Genomic DNA, 14,759 nt, shown 5'->3' on the forward strand with positions numbered 1-14,759 from the left:
CCAGCCGGGATGTTCCATACCGTTCTGGTCGCCAACCGCGGGGAGATCGCGGTGCGGGTGATCCGCACGCTGCGGCAGATGGGGATCCGCTCCGTCGCCGTGTACAGCGACGCCGACGCAGGCGCCCGGCACGTGCGGGAGGCCGACACCGCGGTGCGCCTCGGCCCCGCCGCCGCCCGGGAGAGCTACCTCGACATCGCCAAGGTGATCGATGCCGCGCGGCGCACCGGCGCACAGGCGATCCACCCCGGTTACGGCTTCCTGTCCGAGAACTCGGGATTCGCCCAGGCCTGCGCCGACGCCGGGATCGTGTTCCTCGGCCCGCCCGCCAAGGCCATCGAGGTCATGGGCGACAAGATCACCGCCAAGAACGCCGTCGCCGCGTTCGACGTCCCCGTCGTGCCGGGCATCTCCCGGCCCGGCCTGACCGACGACGAACTGATCGCGGCGGCGGGCGATATCGGATACCCGGTGCTGATCAAGCCGTCGGCCGGCGGCGGCGGCAAGGGCATGCGCCTGGTCACCGAATCCGGGCAGCTCGCCGAGGCGCTCGCCTCGGCGCGACGCGAGGCCGCCTCCGCGTTCGGCGACGACACCCTCTTCCTGGAGCGCTTCGTGCAGCGCCCGCGGCACATCGAGGTACAGATCCTCGCCGACACCCACGGCAACGTCGTCCATCTCGGCGAGCGTGAGTGCAGCCTGCAGCGCCGTCACCAGAAGGTGATCGAGGAGGCCCCGTCGCCGCTGCTCGACGAGGCCACCCGCGCCCGGATCGGCGAAGCGGCGTGCAACACCGCCCGCAGCGTCGACTACACCGGCGCCGGCACGGTCGAGTTCATCGTCTCCGCGGACGCGCCGGACGAGTTCTTCTTCATGGAGATGAACACCCGCCTCCAGGTCGAGCACCCCGTCACCGAGATGGTCACCGGACTGGACCTGGTGGAGTGGCAGGTGCGCGTCGCCGCGGGTGAGGCGCTCGGTTTCGCCCAGGACGAGATCACCCTGACCGGACATGCGATCGAGGCCCGCGTCTACGCCGAAGACCCCGCCCGCGGGTTCCTGCCCACCGGCGGCACCGTGGTCGACGTCGTCGAGCCGGAAGGGTCCGGCGTACGCGTCGACTCCGGTCTCGAGGTGGGCACGGTCGTCGGCAGTGATTACGACCCGATGCTGTCGAAGGTGATCGCGCACGGACCCGACCGGGCCGCCGCGCTGCGCCGTCTCGACCGGGCCCTGGCCGACACCGCGGTCCTCGGGGTGGTCACCAACATCGACTTCGCCCGCTTCCTGCTCGCCGACCCCGACGTGCAGGCCGGGAACCTCGACACCGGACTGCTCGACCGCCGCCTCGGCGACTACGCCGCCCCGGACACCCCCGATGCGGTGCTCGTCGCCGCGGCCGCGCACCGGTGGCTGCGACGCTGGCCCGCCGCGTCCAGCCACGCCCCCGTCGATCCGTGGGACCGGCCCACCGGCTGGCGCGTCGGCGGATCCGCACCGACCACCGTGCGGCTGCACACCCCCACCCGCACCGACCACGTGCACCTGACCGGCACCCCGGGGGCCGCCACCGCGCGGATCGAGGACGGCCCGGAGCGCGTGCTCACCGCTCGGCTCGAGGGGGACCGCCTCGCGGTCACGCTCGACGGGGTGCGCTCGGAGTTCCGCGTCGCCGAGGGCGACGGGCAGCTGTGGCTCGCCGGCGACGGCGGCACCTGGCCGGTGCGTGAGGCGCGCGAGGCGAGCATCCGCGGCGCCGACGCCCACGCCGGTGAGGCCGAGCTGACCAGCCCGATGCCCGGCACCGTCATCGCCGTGCCCGTCGAGGCGGGGGCTGCCGTCACCGCCGGCACGACCGTCGTCGTCGTCGAGGCGATGAAGATGGAGCACGCCCTGACCACGCCGGTCGACGGCACCGTCGAACTTCTCGTCGCCCCCGGGGACCAGGTCAAGGTCGACCAGCTCCTCGCCCGCGTCGTTCCCACCGACACCACCGAAAGCTAGGACACAGCAGATGACCGACTACCTCTCCACCGGACAGCTTCCCGACGACTACCGGGACCTGAAGGACACCGTCGCCGACTTCGCGCGGAGCGTCGTCGCGCCCGTCGCCGCCGAGCACGACGCCAACCACACCTTTCCGTACGAGGTCGTCAAGGGCATGGCCGATCTCGGCCTGTTCGGGTTGCCGTTCCCCGAGGAGTACGGCGGACAGGGCGGCGACTACTTCGCGCTGTGCCTCGCCCTCGAGGAACTCGGCAAGGTCGACCAGTCCGTGGCCATCACCCTCGAGGCCGGCGTCTCGCTCGGCGCCATGCCGATCTACCGCTTCGGCACCGAGGAGCAGAAGCGCAAGTGGCTGCCGCAGCTCGCGGCCGGCCGGGCCCTGGGCGCGTTCGGGCTGACCGAGCCCGGCGCGGGCAGCGACGCCGGCGGCACCAAGACCACCGCCAAACTCGACGGTGATCAGTGGATCATCAACGGCAGCAAGCAGTTCATCACCAACTCCGGCACCGACATCACCGAGATCGTCACCGTCACCGCCGTCACCGGCGAGCGGGACGGCAAGAAGGAGATCTCCACGATCGTCGTGCCCACCGACACCCCGGGCTTCGTGGCCGAGCCCGCCTACAACAAGGTCGGCTGGAACGCCTCGGACACCCACCCGCTGAGCTTCACCGATGTGCGGGTCCCGGCGGAGAACCTGCTCGGGGAGCGGGGCCGTGGCTACGCGAACTTCCTGCGCATCCTCGACGAGGGCCGCATCGCGATCGCCGCCCTGTCCACCGGTGCCGCACAGGGCTGCGTCGACGAGTCGGTCAAGTACGCGAAGGAGCGCGAGGCCTTCGGCCGTCCCATCGGCCGGAACCAGGCGATCGCCTTCAAGATCGCCCGGATGGAGGCTCGGGCGCACGCCGCCCGCGCCGCCTACTACGACGCCGCGGCCCTCATGCTGGCCGGCAAGCCGTTCAAGAAGCAGGCTGCCATCGCCAAGCTGGTCGCGTCGGAGGCGGCGATGGACAACGCGCGCGATGCGACGCAGATCCACGGCGGCTACGGCTTCATGAACGAGTACGCCGTCGCGCGGCACTACCGGGACAGCAAGATCCTCGAGATCGGCGAGGGCACGACCGAGGTCCAGCTCATGCTGGTGGCGCGGGAGCTCGGCCTGTGAGCGCCCGGGTCACCCAGCGCGGACTGTGGTTCGAGGAGTTCGAGGTCGGCACCGTCTACGAGCACCGCCCCGGCCGCACCGTCACCGAGGCCGACAACGTCGCGTTCACCACGATGACGATGAACACGCAGGCGCTGCACCTCGACGCCGCCTACAGCGAGGGCACCGAATTCGGTGAGCGCCTGGTGAATTCGATGTTCACCCTGTCCACTCTCGTCGGGTTGTCGGTGGCGCAGCTGACGCAGGGCACGATCGTCGCCAACCTCGGGTTCTCGGAGATCAAGTTCCCCGCGCCGGTCCGCCACGGCGACACCCTCTACGCCGAGACACTGGTCACCGACAAGCGTGCGTCCAAGTCCCGTCCCGGGCAGGGGATCGTCACGCTCGAGCACACGGCCCGCAACCAGCGCGGCGACGTCGTCGCGGTCGCGGTGCGCCAGACGCTGGTCCAGTGCCGGCCGGCCGGGGAGGAGCAGGCATGAGGTCCGTGCCCGCCGTGGGCGGCACCGCGTGGTTGTTCTGTCCGGCGGATCGGCCGGAGCGGTTCGGTAAGGCGGCTGCGACGGCGGACGTGGTGATCCTCGATCTCGAGGACGGGGTGGCGCCGGGGGACAAGGACTATGCCCGCAAGTGCCTGCAGGACACCGCGCTCGATCCCGCCCGCACGGTGGTGCGACTCAATCCCGCCGGCACGTCCGACCATCTCGCCGACCTCGACGCCCTCGACCGGACCCCGTACACCCGGGTGATGCTGGCGAAGTGCGAGTCGGCGCAGCAGGTGACGTCGTTGGCGCCGCGGGAGGTGGTGGCGTTGATCGAGTCGCCGTTGGGGGCGTTGAAGGTCGACGAGATCGCGCTGGCCGCGGGCACGGTGGGGTTGATGTGGGGGGCGGAGGATCTCGTGGTGGGGCTGGGTGGGCAGTCCTCGCGCCGGGCCGACGGGACGTATCGGGACGTGGCGCGGCACGTGCGGTCGCAGGCGTTGCTGGCGGCGAAGGCGTACGGGCGGTTCGCCCTGGATTCGGTGTTTCTGGACATCCGGGATCACGACGGGTTGCGGGCGGAGGCGCTCGACGCGGTGGCGGTGGGGTTCGATGCGAAGGTGGCGATCCATCCGGGTCAGGTGGGGGTGATCCGGTCGGCGTATGCGCCGAGCGAGCAGGATGTGGCGTGGGCGCGGCGGGTGCTGGCGGCGGTGCCGGAGGAGCGGGGGGTGTTCCAGTTCGAGGGCCGGATGGTCGATGCGCCGGTGCTGCGGCACGCCGAGCAGATCCTGCACCGCGCCGTCGAGGCCCGCTCGGGTGATCACCGAGGGGGCGCGACGGCATGACCGACACGCAGATCCCGCCCCAGTGGACCCCCACCGAACAGGACGTCGCGAGCGCCCGCCTCACCGCCTTCGCCCGATGGGTCGAACGGCGCCACGGCGTCTCCCTCCCCGACTACCACGCCCTGTGGCGGTGGTCCGTCGACAATCTCGGACCGTTCTGGCAGGACGTGTGGGACTGGTTCGACGTACGGTCGCGCACCGACCCGGGACCCGCGCTGGACGACGCCACGATGCCCGGGGCCGTCTGGTTCCCGGGGGCGCGCCTGAACTATGCGGAGCACGCCCTGCGGCACGCGCGCGACGACCGCCCCGCGATCGTGCACGTCGGTGAGGACGGGGAACGCACCGAGCTGAGCTGGGCCGAACTCGCCAGGCAGACGGCCGCGCTGGCCGCCACCCTGCGCGAGCACGGCGTCGGTGTCGGCGACCGCGTCGTCGGCTACCTGCCGAACATTCCCGAAGCCGTGGTCGCGCTGCTCGCCACCGCAAGCATCGGCGCCGTGTGGGCGGCCTGCGGTCAGGACTACTCGGCCCCCGCGGCCCTGGACCGGCTCGGGCAACTCGACCCCACCGCCCTGATCACCGCCGACGGTTACCGGTTCGCCGGCCGCACCCACCCCCGCGCCGAGGCGGTCGCCCGGTTGCGGGAGCAGCTGCCCTCGCTGGCGCTGACCGTCGTGGTGCCCCGGCTCGCAGACCCGCATCAGGACCTCGAAGGTGCGCTCACCTGGGAGGCGGCCACCGTCGGGGAACACCCGCTGAGCCCCGAGCCGGTGCCGTTCGACCATCCGCTGTGGGTCGTGTTCTCGTCCGGGACCACCGGTCTGCCGAAGGGCATCGTGCACGGGCACGGCGGTGTCCTGCTCGAGCATCTGAAGGCGGTGTCGCTGCACACGGACCTCGGATCCGACGACACCTTCTTCTGGTACACGAGCCCGAGCTGGATGATGTGGAACTTCCAGGCGGCCGGGCTGCTCGTCGGGGCGACGATCGTCTGCTACGACGGCAGCCCGTCGCACCCGCGGGTCGACCGGTTGTGGGAGATCGCCGCGCAGGAACGGGTCACCGTCCTGGGCACCAGTCCGGGGTACGTGCTGGCCTGCATCAAGGCGGGCGTCGTGCCCCGGCGGGACCACGACCTGTCCGCCCTGCGCGCGATCGGCGTCACCGGGTCGACGCTGCCGGCGCCGTCGTCGCGGTGGCTGGCCGACAACGTCGGCGAGCACGTGCCCGTCATGTCCATCACCGGCGGCACGGATGTCGTCTCCGCGTTCGTCGGCGCCGTGCGCACCGTGCCGGTGTGGCCGGGTGAGCTGTCGGTGCCGTATCTCGGCGTCGCGCTCGATGCGTTCGACGAGCAGGGCCGCCCGGTCCGCGGCGACGTGGGGGAACTCGTGGTGACCGCCCCGATGCCGTCGATGCCGGTCCGCTTCTGGAACGACCCGGACGGGCACCGCTACCGCGAGGCGTATTTCTCGGTCTATCCCGGGGTGTGGCGGCACGGCGACTGGATCACGATCACCGGGCGCGGGACGGTCGTGATGCACGGCCGTTCCGACTCGACGCTCAACCGGCACGGTGTCCGGATGGGCAGCGCCGACATCTACCAGGCCGTCGAGAAGCTCCCCGAGGTCCTCGAAGCGCTGGTCATCGGAGCCGAGCAGCCCGACGGCGGCTACTGGATGCCGCTGTTCGTGGTGCTTGCCGACGGCGTCACCCTCGACGATGCGCTGCGCGAGAAGATCCGCACCGTGATCCGCGAACAGGCCTCACCGCGACATGTGCCCGACGACATCGTCGCCGCACCCGGTGTCCCGCACACCCGCACCGGCAAGAAGCTCGAGGTGCCGATCAAGCGGCTGTTCCAGGGGGCCGACGCGGCCCGCACCGTCGACCGCAGCGCGGTCGACGCACCGGAGTTGCTCGACTGGTATGCGCAGCAGCGGCAGGCGCGGTGACCCGCGCCACCGCCGCCCGGGAGCGATGAGGATCACCTGACTGGACATTTGTCCTGTTCGGGTGGTCCGATGGCCGCATGACGCTCGCCATCGACATCTTCCTCATCCTGCACTTCATCGGCCTCGCCGGCATCATCGGCTCCTGGCTCGCCGTGATCAAGGAACCGCGCGTGGTGGCCGGCATGCTGCACGGCGCGATCCTGCAGGTGGTGACCGGACTCGCGCTGGTCGGGCTCAACGAGGCGGACGGCGCCGACCTGAACCACATGAAGATCGGTGTCAAGCTCGTCGTCGCCGTCGTCATCCTCGTGCTCGCGATCGTCGGTCTGAAGAAGGAGCGGCAGAACCCGGGCTCGACCGCAGCCCTGGCACACGCGGCCGGTGCGCTCGGTGTCCTCAACGTCGTCATCGCCGTGCTCTGGTGACCGCTCCGACACCGCGGCGGCAAAGATGAAGCCGACCTTACCGACCCTGTAGATTGGTCCGGTGCGCAAGTCAGGCGGCCGGAAGGCGACCGGCGAGTAACCTGCTCGGGCAGCTCCGCGCCGACAGGCGGGGTGATCGTTGTCCCGGCGGGTCTCGCGGCGTTCGCGCCGTTGTCCGCCGTGTAACGCTCCTCCCCTGAACAGCAGATATACCTGAGCACGGTGCTCGCCCGGGTCACCGGGCGCGACGGTCGGGCCTGCGTCCGACGGTGAGAGAGAGGTTGGGGTTTGGACTCGCTGGGTGTCGGCGGATCGGGTGCGACGAACACGAACGCGGCGAACGTGCCGGACGGTGCCTTCCCCCTCTCTCCGGCACAGCTCGGGATGTGGTTCGCGCAACACGTCGACCCGTCGGTGCCCGCGAACATCGCCCAGTACGTCGAGCTCGTCGGCGACCTCGACCGTGGCCTCCTGCTCGAGGCCAGCGCGCGTGCCGCGCTCGAGATGGGCTCCGGTTTCCTCCGGTTCCTCGAGGTCGACGCGCAGCCGTACCAGCTCGTCGATCCGACCCTCGACGCCTCCATCGGATACGTGGACCTGCGGGACGCGGACGATCCGCGCGAGGCCGCGATGGAGTGGATGCGCGCCGACCGCAGCACCCCGGTCGACGTGCTCAAGGACCGGCTGATCTCGGCCACCGTCCTGCAGATCGGCGAGCGCCGCTACTTCTGGTACAACCGCGTCCACCACCTCGCGCTCGACGGTTTCGGCGCCGCGACCTTCATGACCCGGATCGCGGAGCTCTACACCGCCGCCGTGGAGGGCGCCGAACCCAGCCCCAACAAGGCGTCGGACGTGCGCACCGTGTACGAGGCCGAGATCGCGTACCGGAACTCACCGCGGTTCGACACCGACCGCGAGTACTGGTCGACGATCGTCGACGGCATCGACGAACCCACCAGCCTGGCCGGCCGCCCCGCACCGCCGGCCCCCGTCAGCCGGATCGACAGCGCCGCGCTCGGCGCCCGCGTCGAGGAGCTCGTCGACCATTTCACCGAACGCGAGAACACCAGCCTCGCCACCGCGGTGATCGCCGCCTTCGCCGCCTACATGGCCCAGATGACCGGCCGCACCGACGTCGTGCTCAGCCTGCCCGTCGCCGCGCGGACCACCGCGGTACTGCGCCGGTCCGGCAGCATGGTCTCCAACGTGGTGCCGTTGCGCCTCGAGGTGGCCGCCGGCACCACCGTGCGACAGCTCGTCGCGTCGGCCACCGCTGCCGTCTCGGGAGCGCTGCGGCACCAGCGGTACCGCCACGAGGACATCGTCCGCGACGCCGGGAGTGCGGCCGGCGGCCGCTCCACGTTCTTCGGCCCGTGGGTCAACATCATGCTGTTCGACAACGAGGTCCGCCTCGGCGACATGGTCGGACGGATCAACATCCTGTCCACCGGTCTCATCGAGGACCTCGGGGTCAACGTCTACAAGAGCGGTGGCACGCGCACCCACATCGACTTCGAGTCCAACCCCAACCTGTACGGCGTGCAGGAGTCCCGGGCGCACCACGCCCGGTTCGTGGAGTTCTTCGACCGATTCGTCGCGGCCGATCCCGATCGGCGGGTATGGGACCTGCCCCTCGGAACCGGCGCCGAGACCGCCCGGGTGCTCACCGAGTGGAATCGCACCGAGCACCCCGTCGACCACCGCACGCTGCTCGCGGAGTTCGAGGAGCAGGTGGCACGCACACCCGACGCCACGGCCCTCGTGTACGAGGGCGAAAGCCTGACGTACGCGGAATTCGACGCCCGCGTGAACGCGCTCGCGCGGCTGCTCGTCGCGCGCGGCGTCGGACCGGAGTCCCTGGTCGGACTGTCGGTGCGGCGTTCGCTCGAACTGCTCGTCGGCATGTACGCGATCCTCGAGGCCGGCGGCGCCTGGGTGCCGATCGACCCGGATCACCCCGCGGACCGGACCGCCTACATTCTCGACACCGCCCGGCCCGTCTGCGTGGTCACGACCGCGCGTGACCGGGTGGATCTGCCCGCCGGCCTCGATGTGGTCGAGATCGACCGCATCGATCTCACCGGCCTGGACACGCGCCCGCTCACCGACGCCGACCGGCTCGGGCCGGTACGCCTCGACAGCACCGCCTACGTCATCTTCACCTCGGGCTCCACCGGGCGTCCCAAGGGTGTCGCGGTCACGCACCGGGCGATCGACAACCAGATCCGGTGGATGAACGACCAGTACGCGCTGTCGGCGTCCGACGTGTACCTGCAGAAGACCGCGACGACGTTCGACGTGTCGCTGTGGGGCTTCTTCATGCCACTGCGTGTGGGGGCGACCCTGGTGATCGCCACCCCCGACGGCCACCGCGACCCGATGTACGTGGCCGACCGGATCGCCGAACACGGGGTCACCGTCACCGACTTCGTGCCGTCGATGCTCACGGTGTTCGTCGCCAATGCCCGGCCCGGCTCGTGCGACACGCTGCGTCACGTGTTCGTGATCGGTGAGGCGCTGCCGGCCGAGACGGCGGCCGCGTTCGCCCAGCTGTGCCCCGCGCAGCTGCACAACCTCTACGGACCCACCGAGGCCGCGGTCTCGATCACCTACCATCGCGCCACGGCCGAGGACGTGACCACCGTCCCGATCGGCGTCCCCCAGTGGAACAGCCGCGTCTACGTCCTCGACCACCGGCTGCGGCCCGTGCCGCCCGGCAGGCCCGGCGAACTGTACCTCGCCGGGGTCCAGCTCGCGCGCGGCTACCTGCGCCGCCCCGACCTCACCGCCGACCGGTTCCTCGCCGATCCGTTCGGTGCCCCGGGCGACCGGATGTACCGCACCGGCGACCTCGTGTTGTGGCGCCTCGGCGCGGACGGTGCCGGATACCTCGACTACATCGGCCGGACCGACTTCCAGGTCAAGTTCCGGGGTCAGCGCATCGAGCTGGGCGAGATCGAGGCGGTCCTGCTCGCCGCCCCGGAGGTCTCGCAGGCCGTCGTGCTCGTGGTGCCGACGGCGACCGGCGACCAGCTCGTCGGCTACCTCGTCGCCGCCCCCGGCCACGCGATCGACACCGAGGCGCTGACCGAGGCGCTGGGCCGGGCGCTGCCGTCGTACATGGTTCCGGCGTCGCTGATGGTGCTCGACGCGTTCCCGCTCAACACCAGCGGCAAGCTCGACCGCAAGGCCCTGCCCGAGCCGGTGTTCAACAGCGCCCGCATGTTCCGGGCGCCGCGCACCGCCGCCGAACGGGTCGTGGCCGAGACGTTCTGCGAGGTCCTGGGAGTCGCCGAGGTCGGCCTCGACGACGATTTCTTCGAACTCGGCGGCAACTCGCTCGTCGCCACCCAGCTCGTGTCCCGGATCGGCTCCGCCATGGACACCCAGGTTCCGGTGCGGGTGCTGTTCGAGTCGTCCACCGTCGTGGGCCTCGCGGCCCGGGTGGCACGACAGTCCGGATCGGGTGCCCGCCGGCCGCTCGTCGCGGGCCCGCGGCCGGACGTGCTGCCCCTCTCGACGGCGCAGCAGCGGATCTGGTTTCTCAACCGATTCGACGCCGGCACCGCCGCCTACAACCTGCCCTTCACGGTGCGGCTGACCGGTCCGCTCGATCCGGCCGCCCTCGACGCCGCCTTCGGCGACGTCGTCTCCCGGCACGAGACGCTGCGGACCGTCTACCCGGCCGTCGACGGGGAACCGCAACAGGTGATCCTGCCGGTCGAACACGTCGACAGCCGGGTCCCCGTGCTCGACATCACCGCGTCCGAGCTGCACGACCGGGTCGTGGCCCTGGCACAGCGCGGGTTCGACGTCGCCGTCGACGTGCCGTTCCGGATCGCGCTGTACCGGCTGGCGGACGACGAGTTCGTCCTGGCGATGGTGTTGCACCACATCGCCGCCGACGGGTCGTCCTTCGAGCCGCTCGTGCGCGACATCGTTGCCGCATACGCGGCGCGGGCCGCCGGCTCCGAACCCGGCTGGTCCGCGCTCCCGGTGCAGTACGCCGACTACGCGCTGTGGCAGCGCGACGTGCTCGGTCTCGAATCCGACCCGAACTCGATCTCCGCGCAGCAGATCGCCTACTGGACTCGGGAACTCGACGGCATCCCGGATCAGCTCGACCTGCCCGCGGATCGTCCCCGCCCGGCGGTCGCCACCTACCGCGGCGACAAGCGCCGGTTCGTGATCTCGGCCGAGACTCACCGTGGTCTCGTCGAGGTCGCCCGCTCGCACCATGCGTCGCTGTTCATGGTGATGCACTCCGCGTACGCCGTCCTCCTGTCGAGACTGAGCGGATCCGACGACATCGCCGTCGGCAGTGTCGTCGCCGGCCGTGGTGATCGTCTGCTCGACGACCTGATCGGCATGTTCGTCAACACGCTGGTGCTGCGTACCCGGGTCGATCCGGGTGCGCGCTTCGAGGAACTCCTCGACCGGGTCCGCGACTCCGATCTGAGCGCCTTCTCCAATGCGGACGTCCCGTTCGAGCGGCTCGTGGAGGTCCTCAAGCCGCCCCGGTCCACGGCTCGGCACCCGTTGTTCCAGGCTGCGCTGGCGGTGGAATCTCCTGGAACGCGCGATATTTCGTTCTCCGGGGTGCGCGCCACCGCGGCCGAGTTCGACGTGCCGATCGCGAAGTTCGACCTGCAGCTGTGGCTCGTCGAGCGGACCGACGACGAGGGGCGCCCGGCCGGCGTCAATGCCGTGTTCGAGTACGCGACCGACCTGTTCGACGCCGACACCGTCGACGTCTTCGGGCAGCGTTTCGTGCGGATCCTCGAAGCGATCGTCGCCGATGCGGCCACGCCCGTCGGTGACATCGACCTCCTCGCGCCCGAGGAGGAGGCCCGGCTCGTCTCGGTCCGCGGCCCCGAACTCCATCGTGCGGAGCGACCGCTCGTCGAACTGCTCACGGCCGGAGTGGATCTCGCGCCCGATACGATCGCCGTCCGATGCGGCGAGTCGGCCCTGACGTACCGGGAGCTCGACGAGTGGTCCAACCGCCTCGCCCGCGTCCTCGTCGACAGCGGTGTCGGACCCGAGACGATTGTGGCCCTGGCCTTCCCGCGCTCCGCGGAGATGGTGCACTGCGTGTGGGCCGTCGCCAAGACCGGCGCCGCGTACGTGCCGATCGATCCCGCCCATCCGGTCGAACGCATCCGGCACATCGTCCGGGACTCCGGCGCCGTCCTCGGTCTGACCACCGCCGGGCACCTGCCGGAGCTGCCGGCGGACTTCGACTGGAACGCCCTCGATGCCGACGAGACCCGCGCGGCGATCGAACGGGCCTCGGCCGCGCCGCTCGGCGACGCCGACCGGCTCGCGCCGCTGCGCCTCGACCACGTCGCGTACATGATCTACACCTCGGGGTCGACGGGCCTGCCGAAGGGCGTCGCCGTGACCCACCACGGGCTCGCCGCGCTCGTGCAGGAGAGCGTCGAACTGTACGGCGTCACCGAGCGGTCACGGGTGTTGCACGTGTGCGCGCCCAGCTTCGACCCGTCGGTGCTCGAGTGGCTGATGGCCGGCTCCTCCGGCGCCGAACTCGTCGTGACACCCGCGAACGTGCTGGGTGGCACCGAACTGCACGACCTGATCGAGACGTACGGGGTGACCCATGCCGTCATCACCCCCGCCGTGCTCGGATCGGTCGACCCCCGCGATCTCGACACGCTGCGCGTCCTCAACGTCGGCGGCGACGTCTCCACCGCCGATCTGGTCGCCCGCTGGTCGCCCGGCCGCCGCTACTTCAACGCGTACGGCCCGACCGAAACCACGATCGTCACCACCCGCGGCGAACTGCACCCGGGCGAGCCCATCACCATCGGCACCCCCGTGGCCGGGGTCGGTGCCCTCGTGCTCGACGCGCGGCTGCACCCCGTTCCGGTCGGCGTGTCCGGGGAGCTGTACCTGACCGGGGACGCGCTCGCGCGTGGCTACCACCGGCGGCCCGCACTGACGGCGGACCGTTTCGTCGCCTCCCCGTTCGGCGCGCCGGGCGAGCGCATGTACCGCACCGGCGACGTCGTACGGTGGGACGACGAGGGCCGGCTGGTGTACGCCGGGCGGACCGACTTCCAGGTCAAGGTCCGCGGCTACCGTATCGAACTGGGGGAGATCGACGCCGCCTACCTCTCGCACCCCGCCGTCGACTTCGCCACCACGATCGGGCACGAAATGCCCTCGGGGCAGACCACTCTGGTCACCTACGTCCACGGCGAGGCGGGACTCGACAGCGAGGAGCTCACCGGGTACGTCGCCGGATTCCTGCCGTCCTACATGGTTCCCTCGGTCTGCGTCGTCCTCGACGCCGTCCCCCTCACCCCGAACGGCAAGGTGGACCGCAAGGCACTGCCCGAGCCGGTGTTCGAGGCGCGGGCCTTCCGCGCCCCCACCACGCCGATCGAGGAGATCGTCGCGGGCACATTCGAGAGCGTCCTCGGCATCGACCGGGTCGGGCTGGACGACGACTTCTTCGAGCTCGGTGGCAACTCGCTCGTCGCGACCCAGCTCGTGTCCAGGCTCGGTGCGGCCCTCGACACCCAGGTGCCCGTGCGTCTGCTGTTCGAGGCGTCGACCGTCGTCGCGCTGGCCGCGCGGGTCGAACACCGTGCCGGCGCCGGCCGCCGCATCCCGCTCGTGGCCCAGCCGCGCCCCGACCGGATCCCGCTGTCCCTGGCCCAACAGCGCATGTGGTTCCTGAACCGGTTCGAGCCCGAATCGGCCACCTACAACCTGCCCTTCGCGCTGCGACTGTCCGGTGAACTCGACATCACCGCGCTGCAGGTCGCCATCATGGACGTCATCGACCGGCACGAGTCGCTCCGAACCGTCTACCCCGAGGGGCCCGACGGGCCGATGCAGGTCGTCACGGACGCTGCCACGGCGGTGCCCAACCTGACGCCGACGTCGATCACGGAAGAGAACCTGCAGCAGGAGATCTCGGCGCTCGCGTCCACCGGGTTCGACGTGACCCGCGAGGTGCCCGTGCGGGCCCACCTGTTCGAGATCGACCCGACCGAGCACGTGCTGGCGATCGTCATGCACCACATCTCCGCCGACGGCTGGTCGATGGGACCGGTCGCACGTGACGTCATGGCCGCCTACGCCGCGCGCATCGAGTGGGAGCGTCCCGCGTGGCCGCCGCTGCCGGTGCAGTACGCGGACTACACACTGTGGCAGCACGAACTTCTCGGCTCCGAGAGCGACCCGGAGTCGCTGATCGCCGACCAGCTCGCCTACTGGCGCACCACCCTCGCCGGGCTGCCCGACCAGCTCGACCTGCCGTCGGACCGGCCGCGGCCGGCACGGCAGTCGTTCCGCGGCGGCACCGAGCGGTTCGTCGTGTCCGCCGAGGTCCATTCCGCGCTCGACGACGTCGCGCGCCGGCACGGCACCACGCTGTTCATGGTGGTGCACGCGGCGCTGTCGGTGCTGCTGGCGCGGTTGTCGGGGACCGACGACATCGCCGTCGGCACCCCGGTGGCCGGTCGCGGCGAGCAGGAACTCGACAACGTGGTCGGCATGTTCGTCAACACCCTGGTGCTGCGGACCCAGGTGGACCCGGACCAGCCGTTCACCGAGCAGCTCGCCCGCGCCCGGGAGGCCGCGCTCGGTGCGTTCGCGCACGCGGACGTGCCGTTCGAGCGGCTGGTGGAGGTGCTCAATCCCGCCCGGTCGACGGCGCGGCACCCGCTGTTCCAGGTCATGCTGGCCTTCCAGAATCTCGGGTCGACCCACGTGGAGCTGCCCCGGCTCGTCCTGGAGACACAAGCCATCGACACCTCGGTGGCCAAGTTCGACCTGCAGCTGACGCTGTCCGAGTCCACGGACGACGACGGCGGAGCCGACGGGCTCGTCGCCGA

General features: G+C 71.0%; 7 protein-coding genes. All 7 read left to right on the forward strand.

Features of this window, described 5'->3' with window-relative positions:
• The first annotated feature begins 9 nt into the window (after positions 1-9).
• Positions 10-2,004, forward strand: coding sequence for an acetyl/propionyl/methylcrotonyl-CoA carboxylase subunit alpha (locus RR3_RS13065; protein ID WP_064066659.1), 1,995 nt, complete (start codon positions 10-12; stop codon positions 2,002-2,004).
• A 10-nt stretch (positions 2,005-2,014) separates the two neighbouring features.
• The gene (locus RR3_RS13070; RefSeq protein ID WP_010591911.1) at positions 2,015-3,175 is read left to right on the forward strand and encodes an acyl-CoA dehydrogenase family protein; all 1,161 of its coding nucleotides are present in this window, start codon (positions 2,015-2,017) and stop codon (positions 3,173-3,175) included.
• A complete protein-coding gene (locus RR3_RS13075) occupies positions 3,172-3,657 on the forward strand; it encodes a MaoC family dehydratase (protein WP_010591910.1) in 486 nt (161 codons plus the stop codon). The genes RR3_RS13070 and RR3_RS13075 overlap by 4 nt, the downstream gene beginning before the upstream one ends.
• Positions 3,654-4,505 (forward strand): HpcH/HpaI aldolase/citrate lyase family protein, encoded by an 852-nt coding sequence (locus RR3_RS13080; RefSeq protein WP_061064880.1) that lies wholly within the window; start codon positions 3,654-3,656, stop codon positions 4,503-4,505. Before RR3_RS13075 ends, RR3_RS13080 begins: the two co-directional genes overlap by 4 nt.
• A complete protein-coding gene (locus tag RR3_RS13085; protein WP_072786435.1) occupies positions 4,502-6,463 on the forward strand; it encodes an acetoacetate--CoA ligase in 1,962 nt (653 codons plus the stop codon). The genes RR3_RS13080 and RR3_RS13085 overlap by 4 nt, the downstream gene beginning before the upstream one ends.
• A 77-nt stretch (positions 6,464-6,540) precedes the next feature.
• Entirely contained in the window at positions 6,541-6,888 is a 348-nt protein-coding gene (locus RR3_RS13090) for a hypothetical protein (protein ID WP_017682323.1), read from the forward strand.
• Between the two features lie 384 nt (positions 6,889-7,272).
• Positions 7,273-14,759 (forward strand): non-ribosomal peptide synthetase (locus RR3_RS13095; protein ID WP_371851036.1); only part of this gene is annotated, 7,487 nt, incomplete at its 3' end.

Origin of the sequence: Rhodococcus ruber NBRC 15591, from assembly GCF_001894945.1 — a bacterium.
Taxonomy (GTDB): Bacteria; Actinomycetota; Actinomycetes; order Mycobacteriales; family Mycobacteriaceae; genus Rhodococcus; species Rhodococcus ruber.